Origin of the sequence: Nocardia aobensis NBRC 100429, from assembly GCF_000308375.1 — a bacterium.
GTDB lineage: Bacteria > Actinomycetota > Actinomycetes > Mycobacteriales > Mycobacteriaceae > Nocardia > Nocardia aobensis.
The window spans coordinates 14,817-40,694 of sequence record NZ_BAFQ01000298.1 but is presented as its reverse complement, the minus strand read 5'-3'; the positions used below and the strand labels follow the sequence as shown (position 1 = coordinate 40,694).

28 protein-coding genes are annotated in these 25,878 nt (G+C 64.7%); 17 read left to right on the top strand and 11 right to left on the bottom strand.

Annotated elements, in window-relative coordinates; translation table 11 throughout:
- Positions 1–37 precede the first annotated feature (37 nt).
- A complete protein-coding gene (locus RJ03_RS34390) occupies positions 38–847 on the top strand; it encodes an alpha/beta fold hydrolase (protein WP_036511404.1) in 810 nt (269 codons plus the stop codon).
- Positions 848–859: 12 nt separating this feature from the next.
- Here the strand turns inward: RJ03_RS34390 and RJ03_RS34385 are convergent, their stop codons facing one another.
- Positions 860–1,675 (bottom strand): enoyl-CoA hydratase/isomerase family protein, encoded by an 816-nt coding sequence (locus tag RJ03_RS34385; RefSeq protein WP_036511401.1) that lies wholly within the window; start codon positions 1,673–1,675, stop codon positions 860–862.
- A gap of 208 nt (positions 1,676–1,883) precedes the next feature.
- On the opposite strand from RJ03_RS34385, the gene RJ03_RS34380 reads away from it, so the two are divergent.
- From RJ03_RS34380 to RJ03_RS34325, 12 genes are all read left to right on the top strand, one after another.
- Complete coding sequence (locus RJ03_RS34380; protein WP_036511398.1) at positions 1,884–3,281, top strand: aldehyde dehydrogenase family protein; 1,398 nt, start codon at positions 1,884–1,886, stop codon at positions 3,279–3,281.
- Positions 3,282–3,330: 49 nt separating this feature from the next.
- Complete coding sequence (locus RJ03_RS34375; RefSeq protein WP_036511395.1) at positions 3,331–4,164, top strand: MlaE family ABC transporter permease; 834 nt, start codon at positions 3,331–3,333, stop codon at positions 4,162–4,164.
- Positions 4,161–5,036, top strand: coding sequence for an MlaE family ABC transporter permease (locus tag RJ03_RS34370; protein ID WP_083871560.1), 876 nt, complete (start codon positions 4,161–4,163; stop codon positions 5,034–5,036). The genes RJ03_RS34375 and RJ03_RS34370 overlap by 4 nt, the downstream gene beginning before the upstream one ends.
- Positions 5,033–6,121: an MlaD family protein gene (locus RJ03_RS34365; RefSeq protein ID WP_245552484.1), complete on the top strand. Its 1,089-nt coding sequence runs from the start codon at positions 5,033–5,035 to the stop codon at positions 6,119–6,121. The genes RJ03_RS34370 and RJ03_RS34365 overlap by 4 nt, the downstream gene beginning before the upstream one ends.
- The gene (locus RJ03_RS34360; RefSeq protein ID WP_036511389.1) at positions 6,121–7,128 is read left to right on the top strand and encodes an MlaD family protein; all 1,008 of its coding nucleotides are present in this window, start codon (positions 6,121–6,123) and stop codon (positions 7,126–7,128) included. Before RJ03_RS34365 ends, RJ03_RS34360 begins: the two co-directional genes overlap by 1 nt.
- A gap of 53 nt (positions 7,129–7,181) precedes the next feature.
- Positions 7,182–8,126, top strand: a complete 945-nt coding sequence (locus RJ03_RS34355; RefSeq protein ID WP_245552483.1) for an MlaD family protein — start codon at positions 7,182–7,184, stop codon at positions 8,124–8,126.
- A gap of 1 nt (position 8,127) precedes the next feature.
- Positions 8,128–9,210: an MlaD family protein gene (locus RJ03_RS34350; RefSeq protein WP_036511385.1), complete on the top strand. Its 1,083-nt coding sequence runs from the start codon at positions 8,128–8,130 to the stop codon at positions 9,208–9,210.
- Positions 9,207–10,223, top strand: coding sequence for an MlaD family protein (locus tag RJ03_RS34345; RefSeq protein WP_373281747.1), 1,017 nt, complete (start codon positions 9,207–9,209; stop codon positions 10,221–10,223). Before RJ03_RS34350 ends, RJ03_RS34345 begins: the two co-directional genes overlap by 4 nt.
- Positions 10,220–11,185, top strand: a complete 966-nt coding sequence (locus tag RJ03_RS34340; protein ID WP_036511382.1) for an MlaD family protein — start codon at positions 10,220–10,222, stop codon at positions 11,183–11,185. The genes RJ03_RS34345 and RJ03_RS34340 overlap by 4 nt, the downstream gene beginning before the upstream one ends.
- Positions 11,186–11,212: 27 nt before the next feature.
- A complete protein-coding gene (locus RJ03_RS34335) occupies positions 11,213–11,836 on the top strand; it encodes a hypothetical protein (protein ID WP_157163609.1) in 624 nt (207 codons plus the stop codon).
- A 30-nt stretch (positions 11,837–11,866) separates the two neighbouring features.
- A complete protein-coding gene (locus RJ03_RS34330; RefSeq protein ID WP_086007366.1) occupies positions 11,867–12,883 on the top strand; it encodes an ABC transporter ATP-binding protein in 1,017 nt (338 codons plus the stop codon).
- Positions 12,884–13,601: 718 nt separating this feature from the next.
- Complete coding sequence (locus RJ03_RS34325; RefSeq protein WP_036511375.1) at positions 13,602–15,392, top strand: serine/threonine-protein kinase PknD; 1,791 nt, start codon at positions 13,602–13,604, stop codon at positions 15,390–15,392.
- A gap of 519 nt (positions 15,393–15,911) precedes the next feature.
- On the opposite strand, the gene RJ03_RS36650 is transcribed toward RJ03_RS34325, so the two are convergent.
- Positions 15,912–16,067, bottom strand: a complete 156-nt coding sequence (locus RJ03_RS36650; RefSeq protein ID WP_083871566.1) for a dodecin domain-containing protein — start codon at positions 16,065–16,067, stop codon at positions 15,912–15,914.
- Here RJ03_RS36650 and RJ03_RS34320 point away from each other — a divergent pair.
- Complete coding sequence (locus RJ03_RS34320) at positions 16,066–16,854, top strand: alpha/beta hydrolase (protein WP_167332046.1); 789 nt, start codon at positions 16,066–16,068, stop codon at positions 16,852–16,854. The genes RJ03_RS36650 and RJ03_RS34320 overlap by 2 nt on opposite strands.
- A gap of 49 nt (positions 16,855–16,903) precedes the next feature.
- Here RJ03_RS34320 and RJ03_RS34315 read toward each other — a convergent pair whose 3' ends face one another.
- The 4 genes from RJ03_RS34315 to RJ03_RS34305 form a co-directional block, all read right to left on the bottom strand.
- On the bottom strand, positions 16,904–17,467 hold the full coding sequence (locus RJ03_RS34315) for a hypothetical protein (RefSeq protein WP_245552482.1): 564 nt from the start codon (positions 17,465–17,467) through the stop codon (positions 16,904–16,906).
- A gap of 1 nt (position 17,468) precedes the next feature.
- On the bottom strand, positions 17,469–18,851 hold the full coding sequence (locus RJ03_RS34310) for a molybdopterin-dependent oxidoreductase (RefSeq protein ID WP_083871558.1): 1,383 nt from the start codon (positions 18,849–18,851) through the stop codon (positions 17,469–17,471).
- Complete coding sequence (locus RJ03_RS37690) at positions 18,848–19,177, bottom strand: hypothetical protein (protein WP_157163607.1); 330 nt, start codon at positions 19,175–19,177, stop codon at positions 18,848–18,850. The genes RJ03_RS34310 and RJ03_RS37690 overlap by 4 nt, the downstream gene beginning before the upstream one ends.
- A 257-nt stretch (positions 19,178–19,434) precedes the next feature.
- A complete protein-coding gene (locus tag RJ03_RS34305; protein ID WP_036511372.1) occupies positions 19,435–19,854 on the bottom strand; it encodes a MarR family winged helix-turn-helix transcriptional regulator in 420 nt (139 codons plus the stop codon).
- A gap of 91 nt (positions 19,855–19,945) precedes the next feature.
- On the opposite strand from RJ03_RS34305, the gene RJ03_RS34300 reads away from it, so the two are divergent.
- A complete protein-coding gene (locus tag RJ03_RS34300; RefSeq protein WP_036511369.1) occupies positions 19,946–20,671 on the top strand; it encodes an SDR family oxidoreductase in 726 nt (241 codons plus the stop codon).
- Positions 20,672–20,900: 229 nt separating this feature from the next.
- On the opposite strand, the gene ltrA is transcribed toward RJ03_RS34300, so the two are convergent.
- Positions 20,901–22,349 (bottom strand): group II intron reverse transcriptase/maturase, encoded by a 1,449-nt coding sequence (gene ltrA, locus RJ03_RS34295; RefSeq protein ID WP_036511366.1) that lies wholly within the window; start codon positions 22,347–22,349, stop codon positions 20,901–20,903.
- A 515-nt stretch (positions 22,350–22,864) separates the two neighbouring features.
- Complete coding sequence (locus RJ03_RS39185; RefSeq protein ID WP_157163606.1) at positions 22,865–23,146, bottom strand: integrase core domain-containing protein; 282 nt, start codon at positions 23,144–23,146, stop codon at positions 22,865–22,867.
- 61 nt (positions 23,147–23,207) lie between these two features.
- On the opposite strand from RJ03_RS39185, the gene RJ03_RS37685 reads away from it, so the two are divergent.
- Positions 23,208–23,369: a hypothetical protein gene (locus tag RJ03_RS37685; RefSeq protein ID WP_157163605.1), complete on the top strand. Its 162-nt coding sequence runs from the start codon at positions 23,208–23,210 to the stop codon at positions 23,367–23,369.
- A gap of 59 nt (positions 23,370–23,428) precedes the next feature.
- Here the strand turns inward: RJ03_RS37685 and RJ03_RS38215 are convergent, their stop codons facing one another.
- Positions 23,429–23,713 carry a hypothetical protein gene (locus tag RJ03_RS38215; RefSeq protein WP_218001058.1) on the bottom strand — a complete coding sequence of 95 codons (285 nt, stop codon included), beginning with the start codon at positions 23,711–23,713 and terminating at the stop codon, positions 23,429–23,431.
- Between the two features lie 482 nt (positions 23,714–24,195).
- Here RJ03_RS38215 and RJ03_RS37680 point away from each other — a divergent pair, with 482 nt between their 5' ends.
- A complete protein-coding gene (locus tag RJ03_RS37680; protein ID WP_157163603.1) occupies positions 24,196–24,591 on the top strand; it encodes a hypothetical protein in 396 nt (131 codons plus the stop codon).
- A gap of 34 nt (positions 24,592–24,625) precedes the next feature.
- Here RJ03_RS37680 and RJ03_RS34280 read toward each other — a convergent pair whose 3' ends face one another.
- Positions 24,626–24,952 (bottom strand): YciI family protein, encoded by a 327-nt coding sequence (locus RJ03_RS34280; protein WP_218001057.1) that lies wholly within the window; start codon positions 24,950–24,952, stop codon positions 24,626–24,628.
- A gap of 67 nt (positions 24,953–25,019) precedes the next feature.
- Positions 25,020–25,802, bottom strand: a complete 783-nt coding sequence (locus tag RJ03_RS34275) for a MerR family transcriptional regulator (protein ID WP_036511352.1) — start codon at positions 25,800–25,802, stop codon at positions 25,020–25,022.
- Positions 25,803–25,878 lie beyond the last annotated feature (76 nt).

Sequence of the window (25,878 nt, the reverse complement as noted above, 5' to 3'; positions counted from 1 at the left end):
CCGGGCCGCCCCATCCGTAATCCATTGAGGGAGAACCATGTCCGAACGCCTCGTCGAGACCCGTGACAATGTGCGCATCAACGTCCGGGTGCTGGGGACGGGGCGACCGGTCCTCCTGATACACGGCTGGAGTCTCAGTGGGGAGGTCTGGGACCGGCAGATCCGAGTATTGGCGGACGCCGGCTATCAGGTGCTGGCCATGGATATGCGTGGTCACGGCGGTTCCGACGCGCCGCTGGACGGGTACGACATCGGATCACTCGCCGAGGACGCGGCCGACGTGCTGGTCGCCCTCGGCATTCCGATCGCGGCGGTGGTGGGCTGGTCGCTCGGCGGCATGGTCGCACTGCGCCTGGCTTGTGATCATCCGGCCGCGGTCGAACGCGTCGTCATGGTCGCCTCGAATGGTGTCGCCGCGTCTCGTACCGAGTCCTTCCCTTTCGGCGTGCCCGCCGAGGGGCCGTTGACCGCCATCCTCAACGCCGAGCACCGCGACCGGATCGCCCTGCGCCGCAGTGCGGTGGGCGATCCATTCAAGCAACCGCCGAACCCGGACCTGCTCGACTGGCTGCACAGAGTCTCGCTGCAGACGCCGAGCTGGGCGGCCCGGGCCGCGATGCGGACCCTTCTGTGCACCGATCAGACCCACATCCTGGACCGGGTGGCGATACCGGTGACTCAGATCATCGGCACTGCCGACCCCGCATTGTCGGTGCGCGGCGCGCGCTGGGTGTGCGAGCGTCTCGGCAGTACGCTCGTCGAACTCGACACCGGCCACTATCCGATGCTGGAAGCCGCTGCCGAGTTCGATGCGGCGCTGCTTGCCGCTCTTGCCGAAACAGACTGAGCGGCGGCACTTTCAGTTTCCGGTGAACGCAGGGGGCCGTCGCTGTGTGAAGGCGGTGACCCCCTCCCGGAAATCGGGTGAATCGACCAATCGCGTCTGGCCGGCCACCTCGACTTCGAAACTCGCGTCCAGTCCGGAGAGCAGCGCCGTGTTGAGGCTGCGTTTGGTCGCCGCGAACGCGCCTGTGGGTCCGGCGGCCAGCTGGGCAGCCAGTTCGCCGGTGCGTCCGGGCAACGCGTCGTCGTCCACGATCTCATCGACCATGCCCCATCTCAGGGCGGTCTCGGCGTCGACGCGGTCTGCCAGCAGCGCCATCCTGGTAGCCCGGCCCAGGCCCACCCGTGCTCCGAGCAGCAGTGACGACCCGGCGTCCAAGGTCAGACCGACTCGCGCGAACGCGAGGGTGAAGGATGCCGACCGAGCCGCCACGATCTGATCGCAGGCCAACGCGAGCGAACATCCCGCGCCGACGGCGGCGCCGTTGACCGCGGCTATCACCGGTTTGGGCATGTTTCGCAGGGCACGCACTGTCGGGTTGTACCGCAGGCGCAGCTCTTCCTCGGTCCGTGGTGCCAGCCGGGTTCCGTCGGACAGGTCATCGAGTGAAAGGTCGGCGCCGGCAGAAAACGCACGACCGGCGCCGGTGAGTATCACGCAGCGCACCGAATCGTCGGTAGCCGCCGTTTCCACGGCATTGCGTAATTCGCTCTGCAGCGCGAGGTCGAAGGCGTTGAGGGCCTGCGGGCGAGCCAGGACCAATTGTGAAATGGCACCGGAACGGCGAATTTCGAGGACATTTGTACGAGAAACAATTTCCCAGTCGGACATGGATCGGCAGCGTAGTCCATACACAATGTACAGACAAGATGTTTCCCCCAATTCGCAACGCCTTCCGGCCGGGTAGAGAACGTGATTGACATTACATCTGAACACTATGTATGGTGCTCGTCATGTTCGAAGTTATTCCTGTTCCAGCCACTTTTGTGGCCATGGTGGGGGGCGCCCCTACATCCCGCGATCGCGCTGGAGTCCAGCGATGACCGCCGCGGCCACCGCGAAGGCGAGTGGTGCGTTCGACCAGGATTTCACCGCCGACCTGGACAGTGCTCGCGCGGCTTTCGGCAGTGGCCGGACACGTTCCTTGTCCTGGCGGACCGCGCAATTGGAAGGGCTGCTCCGGTTCATCGATGAATGCGAACCCGAAATCGCGGCGGCAGTCGAGTCCGATTTGGGCCGGAGTCCGATGGCGACGTTCATGGCCGATATCGGGCCGGTGCGGCACGAGATTCGCCATACCCTGTCACATCTGGCGCACTGGATGCGGCCGAACCCGGTGCGGATGAGCGCGGCGACGGCGCCGGGTAAGGCGTGGTCACTGCCCGAGCCGCTGGGGGTCGTGCTGATCCTCGGCACCTGGAACTTCCCGGTACTGCTTACTGTGCAACCTCTGGTGAGCGCACTTGCAGCGGGAAATACCGTGGTGCTCAAGCCCTCCGACGCCGCCGGCCGTACCGGTGCGCTGCTGGCCCGGTTGCTGCCGCGTTATGTCGATCCCGAGGCGGTCCGAGTGGTCCTCGGCGACGGTAAGGTCAACCGCCGGTTGCTGAAGCAGCGCTTCGACCACATCTTCTTCACCGGTTCGACCACGGTGGGCAAAGCCGTGATGACGGCGGCCGCACAGCATCTCACTCCCGTGACCTTGGAGCTGGGCGGCAAGAGTCCGGTGATCGTCACCGCGGATGCCGACATCGAGGTCGCCGCTCGCCGGATCGCCTGGGCCAAGTCCATCAACGCCGGGCAGACCTGCATCGCGCCGGATTACGTGCTGGTCGAGGACGCGGTGCGGCCACAACTGGTGGAACGACTGCTCGCGGAACTGCCGGCGCACGGCTCGAACGACACCACTCGCATCGTGAACGAACGCCAACTCGACCGGCTGGCCGGTGCGCTGGCCAGCCACGGTGGCGAACAGTTCGGCGGTGCGATCGATCGAGCGAAGCTGACCCTGACACCCGCCCTGGTGACTGATCCGGACCCCAGCTCCGAGCTCATGCGCGAGGAGATCTTCGGACCGATCCTGCCGCTGCTGTCGGTCGAAAACGTCCGGCATGCCATCGAATTCGTCAATCGCCGGCCCAAGCCACTGGCGCTGTACCTGTTCACCTCCTCGCGGGATACCGAGCGCACGGTGCTGGAGCAGACATCCTCCGGTGCGGTGGTGGTGAACCACTTGCTGTATCACCTGCTGGTGCCCGAACTGCCCTTCGGCGGAGTCGGTGACTCCGGGCTGGGCAACTACCACGGCAAACACGGGTTCGATACTTTCAGCCACTACAAGGCTGTGCTGCGCAAGCCGTCACGGCCCGACCCCGCGGCGGCCTATCCGCCCTATGGCGCGACGATGCAGAAGATACTGCGCCGCCTCATGGGCTGAGTCGTTCCCGCCCAGTTCGTTCGATCCGACCTGCCACAGGAGATGTGCAGTGAGTATTTCTGTATCCGGGGGGATTGCGCAGCGTGTCTGCGACTCGTTCGTGGACCGTATCCTGCGCGGCCTCGGCACGCTGGGTAGATCGGCGCGCCTGGGCGTAGACGTGACACGCTTCTCGGTCGTCGACACATTCGGCGCGCGGTTGCCGGTCGGCGAGGTGATCGAGCAGATGTGGAAATTGTTCAAAGTCACCGCATTACCCGCGCTACTGATGGCAGTGCCGATCGGCGCGGAGGTGTCGGTACAGGTCGGGGGCGTGATGGATCAGGTCGGTGCCAACTCGCTTGCCGGTGCTGCGAGCGGTTTGGGCGTAGTGAGTCAGGGTGCGCCGATGGCCGCCGGCCTGCTCATGAGTGGAGCGGCCGCATCCACCATCGCCTCGGACCTGAGCGCTCGCTCCATCCGGGAAGAAATCGACGCCATGCGCGTGATGGGTGTCAATCCGGTGCAGCGACTTGTGGTTCCCCGTTTCATCGCGATGGTCGCGATCGCGCCGGCGCTGTGCATTTTGATCATCGCGGCGGGTGTGGCGGCCGGTCTTATTATTTCGACCAACGTCAACGGGGTGGTGCCGGCCAGTTTCTGGCAGTCCTTCGGCGCCTTCGCCACGCCGGTCGATCTGGTCTTCTCTGTGGTCAAGGCTCTTCTGTTCGCGATCATCGTGGTGACGATCGCCAGCCTGCGTGGTCTGGAGGCCACCGGTGGCCCCAAGGGGGTCGCCAACGCCGTCAACGCCTCCGTCGTGCTCAGTGTTTTCTGCATCTTCATGACGAACTTGGCCGTGAGCCAGCTGCAGAACATGTTCTTTCCGGCGAGGCTGGCATGAGTATCGACAGTCTGAATTACCCGCTGACCCGGCCCGGACCACTGGCGCGCACCGGGCGCGCTGCGACCAGCTCGCTGCTGGGCCTCGTGTACGAGTTCGGGCAGATCGTGGCGTTCACCTGGAAGACGCTGACGTCCCTGCCGAAGACGGTGCGGCATTACTCCAAGCAGACGCTCAAGACCATGAGCGATATGGCCTGGGGCAGCGGCTCGCTCATCGTCGACGGTGGCGTGCTGAGCTTGATGTTCTTTTTGGGCGTCGCGGTCGGCGCGGTGGTGGCGATTCAGGCGTTCATGGCCTTCGATCTGCTCGGGTTCGGCGCGTTGACGGGCATCATCGGCTCGTTCGGCAACATCAGAGTGATCGCGCCGATCATCACCGGGATCGGCTTCGCCGCCCAGGCCGGCTGCCGGATGACCGCCGAGATCGGCGCCATGCGCATCTCGGAGGAGATCGATGCCACCGAATCGATGGGGCTGCAAGCGATTCCGTTCGTGGTGGGAACCCGTCTGGTCGGCGGCATGCTGGTGGTACTGCCGGGCTATCTGATGGCCATCGTGGTCAGCTTCATCACCGGTGGCCTGATCATCAAGATCGGGTACGGGCAACCCTCGGGTACGTACGACCATTACTTCGCCCAGTTCGTCAATGCCGGTGACCTTGTCGCGTCCGTGGCCAAGGCACTCGTCTTCTGCGCCATGGTGACCATGATCCATTGCTACTACGGCTATTTCGCCGCAGGTGGACCCGAGGGCGTCGGAATCGCCTCCGGGCGTGCCATCCGGGCGAGCCTGGTCGCCATCGTCGTTCTCAATTTTCTGATGACAGTTGCCATCTGGGGCCTCAACCCCGAACTTCCATTCAGGGGATGAATATGGCCAGACATATCAATCAAGACTTCATCCGAGGCGACCGGCGCAGCCAACTACGGGTACTGGCGCTGTGTGGCGGCGCCGCGGCCCTCGTGATGGTGATCGCGGTAGTCGCGGGATCCTGGACCTATTCGAAAGTGACAGCGCCGCAGGGGATCCGGCTGCAAATCGTGGTACCCGCACTGGGACCGGGTGTCGAAGCCGGATCGAAGGTGCTCGTCCGTGGCGCTGAGGTCGGCAATGTCACCGAGGTCATCGCGCTCGGCCCCGGCACCGTGAAAGTGGCTCTCGTGCTCGACCAAGGGATGGACACGATCCTCACCGACAGTCTCGATGTCGATTTCCGGCCGGAGAACTACTTCGGTGTCACCGCGGTGAACCTGATCGAACGTCCCGGCGGTGCGGCCCTCACCAGCGGCGAGGTCCTACAGCGCACCACAGCACCCGATTTCACCATGTCCACGATGCTGGAGCAGGTATCGACGGTCGTGGACGGCACGCTCACCTCGAGCATGATCGCCACGTTGAACAAGATGATGACCTATGCCAACGGCCTGGCACCGTTGATTCGCACCGGCGTGATCATCGCCCAGCAGATGTCACGCACCCAGCAGCACATGCCGGTCGAGTTGCTGATCCGTGCCAACGACGTGCTGACACAGCTACCGGCCTTCGGCCGGGGCGCGGCCGACGCCTTGTATGCGATCTACAACAGCGCCTACAACAAGCGCCCGGACGGAAGCACCGGTGTGGACGACGCCTTCATGTCCGAAACCGATCAAGCATTGACCCTGGCGGCATCGGACCTTTTCGGCTTGGCCGGCTCCCTGCTGGCCTCGCACGACAGCGAACTGACCCCGGTCACCGCATCGGTGAACGAGGTCGTCGCTCCACTGCCCGGCCTGCTCGGCAACGGCCGAATGAGCGAACTGAACGCCGCCGTCGACAGGATCGAATCGTCGTTCAGCGGCACCCCGGAGCAGAAGACGCTGCAACTGCGGGTCGTGCTGGACGGTGTACCGGCGCTCGCCGGACCGCTGGCACAGCTCGGCGCGCTCTCCGGACCGGCGCGAGGGGGACACTGATGGCGAGCGGACGCGGACGACTCTGGGCCGCAATCAAACTCGCGGCGGTGGCCGTGGTGACCGTGTTGCTCTTCGTGATCGTGCTCAACGCGATGCGCAACCCGGTCGAGCAGAGCACCCGTGGTTACTCCGCCGAATTCACCGATGTTTCCGGCCTCCGCGTGAACGGCGATGTGCGGCTCGAGGGGTTGCGTATCGGCAAAGTAACGGGCGTCGAACTGATCCATCAGGGCGCTGGGATGGCCGCGCGGGTCACCTTCTCGATGGAACGCCGGTATCAGCTCACAGATACCACCACGCTCGCGATCAAGTATCAGAACCTGACCGGAGTCCGCTTCATCGATGTCAGCATGGGTGCGCAGCCCGGGAAACCGGTCGATCACCTGAGTGCCTCGGCCACGCGCCCCTCGTTCGACATCACTTCCCTGTTCAACGGTTTGCAGCCGGTGCTGTCGACCATGAACACCGACCAGATCAATGCTTTCGCCGAGAACGCCATCGCGGTGCTGCAGGGCGATGGCGGAGGGCTGGCGCCGATGTTGGACAGTGCGCAGCGGCTGGCCTCCTGCGCCCAGGACCGTCAGCGGCTGATCTCTACCCTGACCGGCAACGTCGCGCGGATCGCCGACTCCATGGGCGGCCGGTCACCGTATGTGATCGAGTTCCTGAAGGCCATGAGTCTGCCCATCAGCAACGCCATGACGGTGCTCGACGAGTTCCCCAAGACCGCATCGGCCGGCCCGGCGCTGGTCGAGCCGATCGAGCGACTGCTCGCGGCGCTGGGATTTCGCAGCGACCTGGACGTGGACGCGTTGGTCGGCCACGCATTCGCCTCGCTCACCGAGGCCGTGGATTCGTTTCGGCTGATGCCGGGTGCGCTGGCCGGGCTGCAGGTCGCGCACCCTCGTCCGGAGGCCGCTCGATGCAGCAACGGGCACGCGCACCTGCCGCCCGATATGGAGGTCCTGCTCAATGGTAGTGAGGTCGTACTGTGCAACGCCAAATAACAAGGGGTAGAAGGGGACTGCGCGACCGGGCACGCACGGTGTGGCACAACGACGTGCTCCTGGGAACCGCTGTCGTCGGCGCCACGATGGTCGTCGTCGTCGGTTTCGCCGGGCTGTACCTGCATCCGCCCGGACAGCAGACCATCGCCTTCGAAACAACCGATGCTTCCGCCGTCGAACCCGGTGCCGACGTCCGTGTCGCCGGCATCAGCGTGGGCAAGGTCTCCGACATAGCCATCGGCGCTTCCACCGTGACCGTGCGCGCTCGAATCGACCACACCATCCACGTCGGTGACCAGTCCCGCATCGAGGTGCGAATGCTGACCCCTGTCGGCGGCTACGCGGTATCGCTCATCCCGCTCGGTTCCCGTACCGACCACAACGGCGTGATTCCGGTAGACCGGGTCGCGATGCCGTACTCGATCGGTGATGTGCTGCAGAGCGCACCCACTGTCACCGACCATGTGGATGCCGCAACCATGAACGCCAATCTGCGCCAGGTCGCACAAGCACTGCAGGCGAATACCACCTCGCTGGGCACGATCGTCAACGGCATGAACTCCGTCGCGGAAGTCCTCGATCGGCAACGGCAGCAGATTCACCAGGTGGCAGCATTGGCTGCCGAGTATCTACAGACCTTCAACGCCAACCGCGGGTTCATCTTCGAATTGATCGGCAAGATCGACACCGTTCTCACCACCTATCAAAACAATGCGGCGGGATTCAACTACGCGTACGAACTACTCGGCAGTGCGCTGTCGAGGCTGCAACCGCTGGAGTCGTATTATCTGGCCCACTCCGAGGAAGTCTTCGCCCACTTCCGCGATCTGCGGGAGCTGATCACCGAAATGCAGCAGCACCTCGGTCCGGCCATCGACAATCTCACGCAGCTGCGCGGACAACTCGAGCAATGGCTCACGCCGGCGGGCATGGCCGAATTCGGCGGCGGTGTGCTGGCCAGCTCTCTGTGTATTCCGATACCCGGGCGGGAGTGCTGATATGCGCGTATCCAAACGAACCACGGTAGTGACACTGGCGCTCGCCACCACAGCCGCACTCGCCACGACCGCAGTGGTGCACTACGCCCGCGGTACGGGATCGGTCGGCACCGCACCGGTCGCGGCAAGCGATGGCTACTGCGTCGATATGCCCGATGCCATCGGCCTGTACCCCGGTAATCCGGTGACGCAGATGGGCTTTCGGGTCGGCAAGGTACGGGCCGTGACCGAGCGAGGTGACCACGTGCGCGTCGAGTTCGCCCTCGACGGCGGTCGACGCTACCCCGCGGACGTGCGGGTGGTCACCCGCTCGAAATCGCTTCTCGCCGACCGCAGCCTGGAACTGGTGGGCAACTACACCGCCGGTCCCGTCCTGCGGCCGGGGCAATGTGTGCCCATCAGCCGCAGCTACACCCCGAAGAGCATCTCCCAGATCGCCGGTTCGGCAGCGGATTTCATCGACGCGCTGTCGGCGACGAGCGACGAGAGCGTACGAGGTTCGGTCGCCGGATTGGACACCGCACTCGACGGAACAGGCCCCGCCATCCACGCCATGTTGGATCATGCGGCCTCGGCTGCCGCCAGCCCGGACCAGGTCACCTCGGATATCGGCTCGTCGATCATGAACATGGCCCCATTGACGGAGAACGCCCTGCACGACTGGGATCGCATCAGCTCGATCCTCGACCGGATGCCGCAAATCGCCGCCCAAGGCACCGAACTGTTCGGGTTCGTCGCCCGCTTCGATCGAGGCGTCGGCTGGCTGGTCGCCACCATCTACGACATCCAGCGCCACTACGGCGAACAACTGTGGCCGTTCATGCAGGGACCGGTCGCCGAACTGATTCATCTGGCCGCCACCCGCGCACCGGATCTCGCGAAATTGTACGGAACCGTCCCGGCGATCGTCACCGCCGCGAACTACCAGGCCGACTCCGGCGGTGGATTGTCGGTGCCATACCAGCCGCCATCGGTTCCGGTGGACGCCGCCGCGTGCGAACTGCTCGGGCCGCAGTGCGTAAACAACCAATTCGCCCCGGGCACAGTGAATCTGCTGTCCCTGATCGTTCGGAGGGCGTCGTGAGAAGTTCCGAAATCGGCCGCGGGTTGCGGGTATCCGCCATCGCCGTGGGAACGGTGATCGCACTATCGGTTGCCGGATGTTCCCTGGGCCCCAACGATCTTCCTTCTGTTCGTGCGGGCGTACACACCGACTACACGGTGACGGTCAAATTCGACAATGTCATGAATTTGCCCTCCGGCGCGGACGTCCTCTTCGACGGGTTGCGCGTAGGGCAGGTAAAAGCGCTGACATCTACTCCGGACGGGGTCGATGTCACCGTCGGGCTCAGCGGGAACACCAAGGTGCCCGGCGACGCCGGTGCGATCATTCGGCAGAACACTCTGCTCGGCGACACCTACATCGCGCTGATCCCGAACACCGACCGAGACCCCGATCAGGGCTTCCTCGGCCCGGGCGGGGTGATCCCCATGAATCGCACCACGTCACCACCACAATTGGAGGACACCATCGCGGTGCTCGCCTATTTCGTCAACGGCGGCAGCATCCAGAAGATGCAGGACACCATGGCAACGTTGAACCGGACCATGCCGGCGCTTGCCGACGTCAGGCGAATGGCTTCCACTGTCGCGGCGGACATGTCCGATCTGGCTTCCGGCACTGCGGAACTCGATCGACTGCTGAACGGATTCAACGACACCGCGACTGCGGTCGACGACAAGGCCACCGAATGGCAGGCCGCCTTCGGTGAGCAGGGCGCCTACTACTGGCACAATGTGGCGCGCGCCGTCGTCGCTCACATCAGCACGCTGCTACCGTCGGTCGGATCCATCTTCGAAGGTGGGCTCTGGCTCACTCCGATGTTGAATTCACTGGCCGGAACGGCGGAATCAGGACGCGGCATCTGGGACGGCGCGCCCGCGACCATGGTGCGGATAAACAACTTCCTTCGCACCACGCTGCTGCCCTTCGCGCAACATCCCGCTGTGAACGTCACCTCGGTGAGCAGCGGCAACGGTGACGAGCTCATCGGTGACGCAACATCCATTCTGCGCATGCTGGGAGCAGTTCGATGATCACCCGCACCCGTGTCTCGGTGGTGGCCATGACGGCCTTGACCGCGTTGTCGTTGCTCTATATCCAGCGCGTCGGCCTGGATGTCGACCGATTCCGCGACACCCGCACGGCCACCATGACAGTGCCGGACACCAACGGCGTCCTGGTCGGCGCCCGCGTCTTGCTGCGCGGCGTGCCCATCGGAAAGGTCACCGCGATCACGCCCGTGGCAGGCGGCGTCCGGCTCGCCCTTCGCTATGAGGACTCCCATCACATTCCCGTGCGAAGCTGGTTCCGGATCGACAATCTTTCCGCGCTCGGCGAGTCGTACATCTCCGTGCTTCCCGACACCGCGAACGGGCCCTACCTGGCTGACGGTGCGCAGGTCGCGGCGGACCGAGTTTCGGTCCCGACCACGTTCGAGGAACTCTCGGCCCGGCTGACGCACCTGCTACAGCAGGTCGCCCCTGATCAGGTCCAGGGGATCTTTCACGCTCTCGATATCGGCCTGCCTGGTGGTGTGCAAGTGATCGGCGACCTCAACCGCGCCGGCTCCTTGCTCGCAGCCGAATTCACCGAGCAGACCGACAACTTGGTCACCCTGCTCAGCACGCTACAGCCGTTGCTGATGCGATCCGGCGATGTCCCCGCAAGCCTCGCTGCGACGAGTCCGCAGCTCGCCGGTTTCGGCGTCGGATTCCAGGATCTGCTGAACTCGGTGCGCGACGCGATGCGGCGCGGCCCGTTGCTGGATGGTATTCGCGACGGTGCCAGTCCACTCTTCGGCGAACTACAAAAATTTCTCGATCACACGGCATCCGATCTGAAGGTTATCGGCGTAAATCTCTTGCCCGCTGCCCAGGCCGGCGGCGCCGCACTGCGAACGGTCGACCTCGGAAGCCTACTGGGCCGCGTGCTCGCTGCCACGGATCCTCCTGGCGCACTCACCGTGCACGTCCCAGCGGTCTCGCCCCCTAATTAGAAGTCCCGAATCGGAAGGAACAGGTTGATGCCGGAGAAGTCATCGGCCACAGCGGTCATCGAAGAGAACGAGAACACAGAAGTCGCCGATCGCGCGGAAGGAAATGCGGTGTGGCGGCGGAACAGTCGTCGACCTATTGTGACGCGCAGGGCCGGGGCGATCCTGGCGGCTGTGGTGGTATCCGTCGTTATCGCAGTGCTCGGCTGGAAGTGGCATTCGGCCGCCGACGGGCTCGATCGTCGGGACACCGACGCAGCGAATCAGCGGCACGCGGAACAGGTCGCCCTCGACTACGCGACCGGTGCGGCGCAGATGAGTTTTCAGAACACTCAGGAGTGGCGCGGCAGGTTGACGAAGAACACCACGCCCGAACTGACCGACCGGTTGAGCAAGGCCGCTACGTCCATGGAGCAGCTCATCGGACCGCTTCAATGGTCATCCACCGCCCACCCGATCGCTGCGAAGACGGAGTCGGAGTCCAACGGTGTGTTCCATGTGATCTGTTTCGTCGACGTGCTCACCAAAAATGTCCAGGCTCCCGACGGCGTGCAATCGACGGCAACGTACAAACTCAGCATCGACAGTGGCAAGAACTGGACAATCACCGAGATCAGCGGAATCGACTCCGCGCTGGGTAGTGCGCCGCGCTGATCTGCGCACTGATATCGAGAAGGGATTGTCGTGGGTGTTGAGGTCAAAACCGAGAGTGTTACGAAATCTTTCGGTTCCCAGCGTATTTGGCAGGACGTCACTCTGACACTGCCTCCGGGGGAAGTCAGTGCTCTGCTCGGCCCGTCCGGTACGGGTAAGTCGGTGTTTTTGAAGTCGCTGATCGGTCTGCTGCGCCCCGAGCGGGGCTCGATCTTCATCGACGGGACCGATATCACAACCTGTTCGAACAAGGAGCTCTACGAGATCCGCAAGTTGTTCGGCGTGTTGTTCCAGGACGGTGCGTTGTTCGGTTCGATGAACCTGTTCGACAACGTGGCCTTCCCGTTGCGGGAACACACCAAGAAGAGCGAATCCGAGATCAAGCAGATCGTGATGGAGAAGCTCGAGCTGACCGGTCTGCTCGGCGCCGAGGGCAAACTGCCCGGTGAGATCTCCGGTGGTATGCGCAAGCGTGCCGGTCTGGCCCGCGCGCTGGTGCTGGACCCGCAGATCATCCTCGTCGACGAGCCGGACTCCGGTCTGGACCCGGTGCGTACGACGTATCTGTCGCAGCTGCTGATCGATATCAACGCGCAGATCGACGCGACGATTCTGATCGTGACCCACAACATCAACCTGGCGCGGACGGTGCCCGACAACATCGGCATGCTGTTCCGCCGGCAGTTGGTCATGTTCGGCCCGCGCGAGGTTCTGCTGACCTCGGAGGAGCCGGTGGTCAAGCAATTCCTCAACGGCCGCATGGTCGGCCCGATCGGTATGTCGGAGGAGAAGGACGAGGCCCAGATGGCGCGCGAGCAGGCCCTCGCCGACGCCGGCCATTACGACTCGGGTATCGACGAGGTCGAGGGTATTCCGCCGCAGATGAAGGCGCAGCCGGGTATGCCGGTGCGTCAGGCCGTGGAACGTCGCCGCCGCCGGGTCCTCGAGATCATGCACACGCTTCCGCAGCAGGCCCAGATCGCCATCGGAGAATCCATGGACCAGAACGGCGATACTCAAGTCATGCCGGCCTACACGCCGCGGTGAGGACGGTTCGTCGCGCTGCTGAATACGTTGCGCCGTCACGATTTTCGTATACCTCGATTTCGAGTGGTCGTGACGCTCCGGTGCGTGTTGCTGCCCATGAGATTCTGAACTTCTTCGAAAAGTGCCCCGCATGTGGGTATTTCGCTATCTCGATCCTCGTTGTGAGGCAGATGCTCGACGACACTTCTGAAGCAGAGCTTCAGAGTCGTCGCAGGTTCTCACCGAACAATCACGACGTAAATCACGTTCCGTGATCGGCATGCAGAGCTGGCGGTCCTGCGCGCAGGCGTAACTGGAGACGATCTCGGCCTCCGGCCGACCCGTCGTCTAGACCGAGGTCAGATCCGCCGTTATCCCGACACTCCCCCCAGGTGGTTGCTCACGGGAGCCAGAGGCATCTGGGCCGACGGGCTGTGCGTCGAACGCGAGGATCGAGACAACGTACAGGATCGATGGACTGTTGTGTACGCCACCGCGGTAGCCGCCGCGCAGGTCCGTGACGTGGTCGTGTGGCTGGCAGACACTGGCTACACCGGTTACGGGCGGTTGAATCAAGAGCAAAGAGGTACGCTTGTGTCGCGACAGGTTTGTGGTTGGATAGCGCCGACTCTCGACTGTCTGGCCTGGCTGAATCAACTGGGGTGGGGTACCAGCTAGGGCGGGGATGGGACGCAGGCATGTACACCTTTCGCCAGTCGGATGGTCACGGGACGACACAATGGATGACACGTCAGTTGGTGGCGGGGACACGATCTCAGCGGAGGCGTTCGGGCGATATCGGCTGTTGACGCTGCTGGGTCAGGGTGGCATGGGCCAGGTGTGGCGGGCGCATGATTCGCTGACCAACCGGGTGGTAGCACTCAAGGTGTTGCCTGAGCGCTTTGCCGATGACGAGCAGCTGCGCGAGAGGTTCCGCCGGGAGTGCCGGGCGGTGGCGCAGTTGACCGAGCCGCATGTGATCCCCATCCACGACTTCGGCGATATCGACGGTAGGCTCTATCTGAATATGCGCTTGATCGAGGGCACCGACCTGCGCAAGGTGATTACGCGAGAAGGGGCCTTGTCGCCGCGGCGGGCGGTGTCGATCATCACGCAGGTGGCCGGCGCGCTACAGGCGGCCCACGATGTCGGGCTGGTACACCGCGATGTCAAACCCACCAACATCCTGCTGGGGGCCGATGAGTTCGCCTCCCTGATCGACTTCGGGATCGCCCACGCCGCCGACGACCGTACGCTGACCTCGATCGGTGAGACCATCGGCACCGTCGCCTACATGGCGCCGGAGGAGATCGGCGCGGAGGTCAAGGCCGATGCTCGAGTGGACGTCTACGCGTTGACGTGCGTGCTGTATGAGTGCCTGACCGGTCGAGCACCGTTCGCGAGCGCAGCGGGGGTGCAGGGTGTTATCGCCCATCACCTGCACACCCCGCCGCCGCGTCCCAGCACCACTACACCCGATGTACCGACTGCGTTCGATACTGTCATCGCCAAGGGCATGGCCAAAAACCCCGAGGAGCGTTACCAGACCGTACGCGAGCTGGCGGCGGCGGCCAACGCCGCGCTGGGCGATTCCGCGGTCAGCACCACTGGGGCTGCGCGCCGTGGGCGGCGAATCAGATTGTCGCCCAAGACCGCCGGGCTGCTCGCCGCCGCGGTCGCGGTTACGGTGGTGGCCGCCGTAGCTGTCGTCATCGGTGTTCAACGGCAATCGGGCGGCGGTGGCAGCTCGCCCCCGCCTGTCAACTCGGCCTACTCGGCACAGACTGCGCTGCCGTTCACCGGCGTCAGCTTGCCCACCGATGTGGCTGTCGACGCGGCTGGCAACGTATATGTCACCGACATGGGTAACGATCGGGTGGTGAAGTTGGCGGCGGGTGCGTCGGCCCCGACCCCGCTGCCGTTCGCCGGGCTGAATAATCCCCAGGGTGTGGCGGCCGACACGGCAGGCAACGTTTACGTCACCGACACGAGTAACAATCGGGTGGTGAAGTTGGGGGCGGGTGCGTCGACGGCGACCCCGCTGCCGTTCACCGGGCTCAAGGATCCCGAGGGGGTGGCGGTCGATACGGCGGGAGATGTGTACGTCAGCGACCGGGGCAACGATCGGGTGGTGAGGTTGGCGGCGGGTGCATCGGCGCCGACGACGCTGCCGTTCACGGGGCTCCGAGATCCCCACGGGGTCGCGGTCGACGCTGCGCACAACGTATATGTCACCGAATTGAGTACCGAGCGGGTCGTGAGGTTGGCGGCGGGTGCGTCGACGCCGACCACGTTGCCGTTCGCCGGGCTGAAGGATCCTCAGGGCGTGGCGGTCGACAAGGCGGGAGACTTGTACGTCGTCGACTGGGGTAATCAATGGGTGGTGAGGTTGGCGGCGGGTGCGTCGACGCCGACTCCGCTGCCGTTCACCGGCCTGAAGAATCCCCAGGGTGTGGCAGTCGACACGGCGGGCAACATTTATATCACCGACCTGGGCGCCGATCCGGTGGTGAAACTCCCGGTAGGCTGAGGCGCTCGGAGCGATCGAGATCGTGGGAAAACCGCAGCGTGGCACTGCGTAAGTGGCTCCGCCGAGCCGAGGTCGATGCGGGTGAGCCGAGGGCGTCTCAATCGACGACGCGCGGGAGATCCGCGAACTCGAACTCGAGAACGCCGAAACAATCGAAATCCATGAGGCGGCAACAAATTTTCTCGCAGGGAAGAGCGACCCGCGACACCGATATTCTGTGCGTTCAGCGCCGAGTATCGCACTCGGTACGGAGTCGCCCCGATCCGTCCTGCGTTGACCGCGCATGTTGGCAAGATCGCCCCGATAACCTTCCATGCCTGGTCGAAACGGGCGCTGTGGGACGGTCACGGAGATGCCGCCCGTGGCGATACGTATGAAAGAGCTTCTCCTGAAGTCGATTTCGAATTGCGTTGGTCAACGGGCGGACTGCGTGCACGTGTGGGCGAAGGGTGCTTCCGGCGGCGGACCGCTGGACACCGAGCACCATGAGTCAGTGACGCGTCCCGCTCTCACTGCCCGTCAAAGGTCGGCTTCCGAATCGACGACACCGACGAATAGGTTCATGGTGACCTGGTAGTAGGCGACGGTGTCGGCGTCGAGGTATCCGCGGACCGATTCGACTTCGAACCAGTCGAGGTTGCGGGTGGTTCGGGCGGCTCGTGACAAGCCCACCATGTATCTGCTCAACGGCTCACAGGGCGGGCCGAACGAGAGCGGGTGGGACGCGCAGACCGATGCGCTGAAATTCTTGCGCGACAAGGATGTCAATGTCGTCAACCCGATGGGCGGCGCCAGTTCCTATTACACCGATTGGGTGCGCGATGACCCTGTTCTCGGCGTCGAGAAATGGCAGACCTTCCTCAACGACGAGCTGCCTCCGGTGATAGAGAAGTTCTTGGGCGCCAACGGAAACCGCACAGTGGTGGGCGTGTCGATGAGTGGCACGTCGGTGTTGAACCTGACTATCGCCAAGCCGGGCTTCTGGGCGAGTGTGGCCTCCTACAGCGGCTGCGCGCAGACCTCGGATCCGATCGGGCACGAGTTCGTGCGGCTCACTGTCGAGAACTGGGGCGGGGCACGCAGCGTGGAGAATATGTGGGGCCCGGCGGGCGGCCCGCTCTGGCGCGCGAACGACCCGCTGGTGAACGCGGATCGGCTGCGCGGGACCGCGATCTATATGAGCTCGGGCAGCGGCGTTCCGGCCGCACCGCACGACATTCCGGCGGATCGGCGGGTGGCGGAGGGGCGCATTCCGCTGCCGGCGCAGACCGCGCTCGGCGGGCCGATCGAGGCCGCGGTCCATTTCTGCACGATGAACCGGGCCGACAGGCTGCACGAGCTGAATATTCCGGTGACAGTCGACGATCGGCCGGTCGGCACCCATTCGTGGGGCTACCGGGAGGACGACCTGCACCGTTCCTGGCCGTTCCTGGCGCGGTCGATCGGCAGCCAACCGAACTGAAAAGGCCGATCGCAGAGTTGCGTTCGCCCGTTGTTCGAGGCCGATGCGCTCACGGGGACCGCTCCCGGCTTTCGGTGGAGGATTCGCTCGTCGACTTCGGCTGCGTTGGTTCGTGTTTCGCGAGTATCGACACTCGCGCGGCGTAAACGACCGCGCTGAGCCCGAACATCAGCGCGGTCAGCAGCAGCCAGCGGTCGAGGAACGGCTGCTGGTTCTGTCCGGTGGCGGCGAGATAGGTCGCCTGTCCCTGGCGGACGATTCCGGGAAAGAAGAGCAGGAAAAGCAGTCCGCAACCCATCGTCGGCACGCGAATGTAGTTGAGGGGAGGCACTTTCGGCGATGGTGCCGGCGTGCGCCCGCGCACGGCCCGCAGGCCCGCGCGCAGGGAGCGGTCGGCCAGCGAGTAGAGCGGGAAGAGCAGTAGGTCGTGGGCGATGATCGCGCCGAGGAACCAGACGAGGATCGACTGCCACCAGACCTGGGTGTTCCACAACGTCTTCGGCCCGATGACCGCGACGACGTACCCGACGAACGCGAAACAGGTCGTCAAGGCCAGCAAATGCAGGGGACGCGCCCCGTAATAGCGCCGCACGACGGACATGATGGCAGCCATATCAGCTCCGGAACTCGATCGAACCGACCCACTTGGTGTTGTGCACCCCGGGCAGGGCCGGAACGATGATCCGGGCGGGGTAGCCGTGATCCGGCGACAGATCCACACCACCGACCCGTAATGCGAGCAGCGAATCGGGATGCCGGACCTGATTTCCCTGCAACGTCGCCGCGCCGAACGGACCGTTGCGTTCGAGCGAGACGACGTGCGCCGAGCGCGGGCCGGCAACCCCGGCGAGCGCGGCGAGATCGCGGAGACGCACACCCGTCCACTGCTGGGTGGTCGACCATCCCTCGACACATGCGATGGGCAGCCACGCACTGTATTGCCGCATGCGGGCCAGCGTGGCGCGATCGAGTGTGACCGTCCGCGGTCCGCCGGTGAGTGTCAGCCGCCAGGCCTCGCCGGTCGCGGCCGGATCGATCGACGCCGCGGTCGCCGTCCGATTGATCGGGAACCCGTTGGGGCCGGGCCCGGCCGCCCGTCCTCGCGGCAGGAGCAACGCCGCCTCGCGAGTGACCCCGCCGATCGTCTGACCCGCGCTCAACCCCGCCACCAGCAGTGACCCACCTCCGACCAGCGCCAGTACGCCGCGTCGGCTCATCGTCGCCGGAGCCGGGTTCGTGGCGACCAGCCCGTCGGGGTCGAGGGGTTCGGAGCGGGTGTCGGACCGGGTCGTGCGCAGTTCCCGCCGCAGGGAACGGGTGCGCAGATTGCGAACCATGCGGGGCATTTTGACGGTGACATGAATCAGGAAGCCGGCAATGAACGCCCATGCGCCGAAGTAGTGCGCGGTGTAGAAGCTGAAGCCGAAAATGTAGTCGTATTGGATGTTCAGCACGCCGGTGGCGATCTCGAAGACGATTCCGCCGACCAGCAGCAGCAGCGATGCTCGTTCGAGGATCTGCGCGGCCGATCGGGCCGGTGGCCAGGTGAACAGGCGGGGCATCACCGACCACAGCTTCGCCAGCACCACCGGGACGATGATCAGCCCGACGCCCACGTGCAGGCCTTCGGTGAGGCGGAACAGCCAGGCCGGTCGGGTCGGCCAGTCGAAGTACGGCAGATGGAGCCATCCCGCATCGGCGGGCATCGCTTGACCGAACTGTGGTCCGTAGGCGATGTAGTCGAGCAGTCCGGTGACGACGACGACGGGAAGAGCCGCCAGCAGCACCGCACCGAAAACAGATGTCAGCCATGGCCCTCGGAGCGGGCTTCGCCAGGTCCGCGGGCCGGGTAACCCGCGCGGCCGACGGCGCTCGACCGCCCGCCACAAGCCGGCCGGGAAGCCGTAGGCGGGGGGTTCTCCCCGCGTCCGCGCCTGCTGGTCGGTCGGACTCGGTGCGCGACCGGACCGATTCGCGCTCGAGCTGTTCGTGGTCATGAGCACCCTGTCCGATCCGGTCTGGATGACAGTGAGTTACCTTGCGCCTCACCAGAAACGACTTCTTCTGGCATGGCCGGACCTACTTCGTGTTCAGTGTGATCGTCGCGACGCCGACCAGCAAGTCCCTCCTTGACCGCGTCGGTGTTGACCGTCTTGTTCAACGGTCCGGCGGCGTCTTTGGACATCAGTACTCGGGTGCCCTGGAGGATGGCGGTGTCGTCGGGTCCGTTGCGCAGTGGCTGCGGTGTGCTGCCGTCGAGGTTGAACAGCAGTGCGTGGGTAGCCGCCGGGGCGCCGTTGACGCTGACGCCGCCGTAGAGCACCGAGGCGCCGGGGTCGATGTCGAAGTTGGTCGACTGGGCCGTGGCCGGTCCGGCGGTGAGCGACAGCCCGCTACCGGTGTGGTTGATGTCGCCCTACCCGTACGGGCTCCTTCGGATGACTGGTCGACCACCGCCGCTGTGTCCGCGACTACGAGACCTGTCCCGCTCATCACGAGGTTACGATTTACCTCGCCGCGACCCCCACACTCCCCGACGGCTGGCCAGTGACAGCGGGTGCGACGACAGGCTGTTTCCGGTCAGGGGGTCTTACTGCCGGCGAGATCGTCGGCGATGCTGCGGGTCAGTCGGATCAGTTGTGAACAGTCTTCCGGTGACAGATCCGCGCAACGGCGTTCGACCTCGGCGGAAAACGCTGCTCTGATCCTGGCCCCGAGTTCGATGCCGTCCGCGGTGAGGACCGCCCTGGTGACCCGGCGATCGGTCGGGTCGGGTCGGCGGCTCACCAGGCCGCGCTGCGCGAGTCGATCAATCATGCCGGTGATGTTGGTCTTGTCGCATCCCAGCCGGAGCGCCAACTCCCCGAATGACGGACTGTCACGGTTGATCTGACACAGCAACTCACCTTGCTGCACGGTCAGATCGAAGCGGCGGGCAACGACCATGCGCAGCATGGCGATCTCCCGGTTCAATACCGCAAGCGACTCGGCCAACTCCACGCATACAGTTTAGCAAAGCGACTGTTGACACTATCGACCATATTAGTCGAGTATATCGACTGACTACATACTCGACGATTGGTGACGGTGCATGCGTACGGCGCTGGTTACCGGCAGTTCTCGCGGCATCGGCCGGGCCATCGCGGTCCGGCTGGCCGCGCCGGACACGACTGTGGTGGTCAACTACCGCACCGATGCGGACGCTGCCGCGCGCACGGCGGAACAGATCACCCAGCGGGGCGGGCGGGCGATCACCATCGCCGGGGATGTCGCCGATCCCGAACAGCTACGAACTCTGCTCGATCATGCCGAGCGCGACGCCGGGACACTCGATGTCGTCGTCGCAAATGCGGGGGCCGCACGGTTCGCGCCGGTCGCGGAAACCACCGACGAGGACTTCGACGCGATGTTCGCCACCAACACCCGTGCCACGTTCCAACTGCTGCGCGCGGCGGCGACACGTATCCGTGACGGCGGCCGAATCGTGGTGGTCTCCAGCGGCGTCACAGTCACTCACCGCCCCGGCTCGGGAGCCTACGCCGCGAGCAAAGCCGCGAGCGAGGCCCTGGTACGAGTGCTCGCTCGCGAGGTGGGGCACCGTTCGGTAACCGTGAACGCGGTGCGGCCAGGCCCGACGCGCACAGCAGCGCTCACCGCCACCGTGACACCCGACGCGTTGCAGCAGACGGCGCAGACTATTCCGCTGGGCCGAATCGGAGAACCGGACGACATCGCCGGTATCGTGGCATTTCTCGCCTCCCCCGACGCAGCGTGGTTGACCGGCCAGCTCATCGATGCCGGCGGCGGAAGTTTCTGAACGCGGAGTCGATTACCGATCGAGGCCGAATGGGACGAGTACCTCGGTCGGCGTGGCGATCGTCGAGAGTAGTACGCGGTTTCGTATTCGGCCGGGGTCAGCTAGTGCAGGCGGGCGTTGTGTAGGGGTCGGGTCGCAGCGCCCTGCCGGTCTTTCGACGCGGTGGGTTTCTGCGGCCCGCCCTCCGAACCGGACGTGCATGTCTCCACGCATCCGGCTCTCCACATGTTCAAGCCGCTGGCGCGTCGCCCGTGTCGGGTTGCCAATCTGCCCATGGTGCAGGGATTTTCGAGCCTCGGTATCGGTAACGGCTGACCGTGACCGAGCGTGGCCGGAACAGCTCGACGCGCCGGTCGCTGATCTGCCAGTCCGGCCAGAATCGGCGGCGTAGCGTTCCCCATGTCAAGCCGAAGTGTCGTTTGCGCAGCCAGTACGCGACCCTGATGAACGCGAAATGGTCGACGTAGCAGAAGGTGCGCTTGGACACCCCGTGCTTGAAATAGTTGCACCAGCCCCGCAATGTGGTGTTGACCCGCCATAGCAGGGTGGCCAGTGTTCGATGTGCATTGCGGCGTGTCAGTTTTCGGACCTTGCCGATGATCGAAGCCAGAGACTTCTTCGACGGCCACGTATAGACGAACCGCTTTCTGCTGCCCGGTTTGGTCCTCCGCCGGATGCGGAAGCCCAGGAACTCGAAGCCCTCATCGATGTGGCAGACCCTCGTTTTCTCCTCCGACAAGCGCAAGCTCATCGGCGCGAGCACCGCCTCGACCTCATCCCATAGCGCCTCGGCTTGGGCGCGAGTGCCGTTGACCAACACCACGAAATCGTCCGCATAGCGGACGATCCGATGGGTGGCGCCTCCGGCGCGCCTGTGCTTGGTGCGCTTCCAGTTCGTATCGAGCTTTTCCCATTTGTCGGTGAAGTGCTCGTCCAGAACCGAGAGGGCGATATTGGCCAGCAGCGGTGAGAGGATTCCGCCTTGGGGCGTGCCGGTCGGCGTCTCTCGATGCACCGCATCCTCGGAGAGGATCCCGGCCTTCAGAAACGCCTTGATCAACGCCAGCATCCGCTTGTCACCGATCCGCATCCGCACCCGATCCATCAGTGCGACATGCGAGATCTCATCGAAGCAGGCGGTAATGTCTGCCTCGAAGACCCACTCGTATCCCTTGTTGCCAGAGGTGAAGTGGTGGATCTCGGCGATAGCGTCCTGCGCGCGTCGTCGTGGCCGGAACCCATACGAACACGGCTTGAAATCCGCCTCGAAAACCGGTTCCAGCACCAGCTTCGCGGCCGCCTGCACGATCCTGTCGGCGGTGGTAGGGATGCCCAGGCGACGCATCTTGCCATTCGCCTTCGGAATCATCTTCTCCCGCACCGGCACCGGGTTGAACCGGCGCTCCTTCAGGTCGTCCCGCAGCCGCGACAGGAACTGCCCGGCATCGTCATCGATGGAACATGGTGCGATTCCGTCGATTCCGGCCGTGCGTGCTCCCTTGTTGCCCCGCACCCGACTCCACGCCACGACGAGGAAAGCCGGGTCATAAACGAGGTTGAACAGATCATCGAACCGGCGGCCCGGATCGGCCACCGCCCAACGGTGCAGCTTCCGCTGCATCCTGCGTACCCGCAACCAGGCCACTTCCGGCTCCGGCCACGGCGCACCGGTATTCACCAGTGACCTCCACTCGACGCTCGGAGACTGCGAACATGCTGGATCCCTTCGCCATGTGACCGGCTTTCCCGGTCTCGGACTACTACGGATCCTCCGCCCCCGCACGGCAGCATCGGCCGGCGACGGGCCTTCCTGCCGGACCACTGGCTGCGGTCCGGGAAAGGGACCACCGTGCGGGTTCCCACGTTCACTGTCGGATCGATCGACGGGCGAGGTGCCCAGCTATGCCCCTGCGACATCGCCACGACTACGCCGCGGGCCTTCACCGTGGCCTCCGGACCGAAGGTACAAATCCGATCCCGGAGTTCCCCGTTCACAACGTGATACGGGTGCGCGCCGCTGCCCAGCCCAAATCCGCCAGGTTCGAGCTGGTGGGAACAGACTTGAGGAGCTTTCAGACACTGGTTTCTCACGTACACCGTCCCGTCTTGCTTGCCGAACCCACGTCGTCTGGCAGTGCCGACGCGTCCCGTCGTTGTCGGGGCTGCTTTCCACCCTCACCGGCGTCCCCCGGATCAGGCTGCCCCCAGCTTCAACCTGCTGCCGCGACAGCAGGCAGACGAAGGTCTCTCACCTCCATTCGATCCCACAGCGCCTCGTGGCGCTCTGAACCAATCCACCCATTCCATGAGCGCGAATTCGACTTCGGTGAGGGTCTTGCACGGACAGTGCCGGTTGACGACCTCGGTCTTGAACAGGCCGATGATCGATTCGGCAAGAGCGTTGTCGTAGGCATCTCCAACCGAACCTGTCGATGCCGAGAGTCCTTGCAGAGCAAGAGATTCAGTGAATTTCACCGAGGTGTATCGGGTGAGTTCAACTGGTCGACGCAACCTTTCGTTGTTGGGACGATTGTAGATGCTGTTCCATCCGCTGGTCAGGTTTGACGAGAAACGCGTGGCGGCTGAGGTCTACGGCCGCTACATGTGGATGCTGCGCAGGTGGCGCGACGAATGCTGCTGCGCCCGTACCGCTTTGATCGAGCGCTGGCTGTTCGACACCGGCGCCGCGGTGAGGTGACGCCGTGATCGGCTGCGATCAGCCGCTACGTGGCGCGTCGGACGGCGAGGGCGCCGCTGTCACCGTTCGTTATCGCGGTTCTGAGTAGGGCGGTCCGTCAGGATGCCGTGCCGGATGATTCCGTTTCGTCCGAGCTCGCGTAGACGGTGCACCTGCCCGGCCGCGTATTGCTCGGGCTCGATGAGCACGGCGCTGAGATCGCCGGGCTGCGCGGGCAGCAGAACGTCGCCGCGGTCGATGTCCGCGTCGGTGGGGACGGTCAGCTCGAGGCTGTAGCAGCGCCTGGTCTGCTCGTCGCGCAGTACCAGTTCCGCTAGATTGCCCTGTCGCCACGACAGTGACATCGGCCGCAGGCCATCAGCGATTGCTGCCCGGCGTGCTAGAGCTTTCGCCAAGACCTCGAAACATCGAGAGATTCCGGCATTCGGCGGTGGGGTGTTCACTTCGATGTCCCAATACCTCCCGCGCGCTTCGGTATACGGCTGATAGAACCGCGGGAACCGCGGGTTCTCGTACACCGTCTCGACCCGACGGCCGTCCTCATCGACCAGTGATACCAACAATCCCCGGTACCGCACCCGGTGTGCCACCCAGTCGAAGTCGGCGGGCGCCGGCAGTGGGTGACCGTCGGAGCCGAAGAAGAAAGCGAAGAACCACGACCGGGCCGAGTGGGCTCCAGGATCGCTCGGATTCTCCAACAGGTAGCACGGGGCCATTCGAGGCAGAAGAACATTGCGCGCCATGCCGTCGCCTCCCGGTAATCGACGATCGTGTCGGTCTCGCCGGATGCAGCAGCTGGATCGATGGCCAGCACGAGCGTCACCATGTGCACGGGACCGGACCGATCGAACGTACCGTCGTTGTCGGCTCGTCGGCGGCCGATCTCTGCGACAAGATTCGAGTCGAGCCTCAGGCAGGAACGTCGTTCGATAGTCGCTGCCCCGTGCCGGTCGCGGGCATGTGTGAACCCGAAGGCGTCGCCGCTGACCACCGTGCGCCACCCGCTCAACTGCGTTGCTACGGCGTCCCGCAGTTCGTCGAGGTCGTGGCCGGGCTTTTGTGTCATGGCGCGACCCTCCGGGTTTGCACGGTGGCAGGGGGATCGGCACGCGTCGCGATCGCCCGGGCCACCGCAGCCATGGTGGCGGTCGAGCCGACGCTCGAGGCCATGTCCCGACTGTCTCCGTCGTACCTGGTCGAGGCTACGGAGCCGCTCGACTGAAAGCGGCCCGGTTCCGCCGCGGCGAACCGATCATTCAGGCGGGAAGGGAGTCCCCGGGGAAACCGTGGCACAGGTGTACCTCGTAGTGCATCATCCGGGCCTGCACGCATGGGTCCCCGGCGAGGATCGCGGTGGCCTGTTCGGCGGGGACGGTCATGATCGCGACGCCTGCGATGGTGTCGGAGACGACCGGGCACCGGACTGCGATCACGCCATCGGATCGCAATGAGACCATCCGGCGCTGGTGCTCGAGTTCAATTGCGTTCGCGCCGTCCATGTCTCGATCCGGGCCCCAGTGCAGCACGGCCAGCCTGAAGGGTTTCGCGGTCGCGGCCAGCGCTTGAATCTGTTCGTCGGTCACTGTCGTGCTCAAAGTTGTCGCCTCCGGTCCTGCTTACTCGGTCTCCGCGACGATAACCGCTTCGGGGTCATCGGCCAGCGGATCGAGTGCCGCGGCGGCAGTTGGCCAGGATCGCGTCGTGGATGTACTGCGACAGCCCCGGGGCCAATTCGTCATAGTTGAGGCCGAGTCGGCGGTTGGCGCGGTATTCCTCGGCCAGGCGTCGATGGGTGTCGAAGTCGCAGTCGTGGAACCAGCGTTCGAGATGACGGCGGTGCCGTTCGGCGATCTCCATGACTGCTGGATCGCCCGCCGGGGTGCCTGCACGCATCGCATCGGCGAGGGCTTGGTGGATTTCTCGCTGTTCGGCGCGCAGCTCGAGCCACTGCTGCTTGGTGTATCGGCTGGTCCGCTCTCGCCGCTGAGTGAACTCCGGCCGATCGTGCCAGCGCCGCTCGGCCTCGTCGGCCAACTCGACGAGACGGTCGCCGCCGAACACCTCGAACCGCTCGGCGGGCGTCAGGCCGATGCCCGCCTTACGGGCGTCCACCTCCCGATCGATCAGTGCGATCATCGCCTGGTGTCGGGAGATCCGCTCGCTCAGAAGTTCGTGCTGGCGACGCAGGTGGTCCTCGTCGGAGAGGCCGGAACTGTTCAGCATGCCCGAGATGTCCTCGAGGCCGAAACCCAGTTCGCGGTAGAACAGAATCCGCTGCAGCGTCGCAACATCGTCCTCACTGTAGAGCCGGTATCCCGACGAGGTGCGGCCGCTGGGCCGTAGCAGACCGACCTCGTCGTAGTGGTGCAGGGTCCGAACCGATATACCGGTCGACTGCGCAACCGCGCCGACGGTGTGTTCGATGGCTTCCATAACTGCCACTGTGCCGCCTCACGCCACGAGAGGGTCAAGCATCGGTGGACTGTCGCCGGGGCGGTCTCGCTGGTGT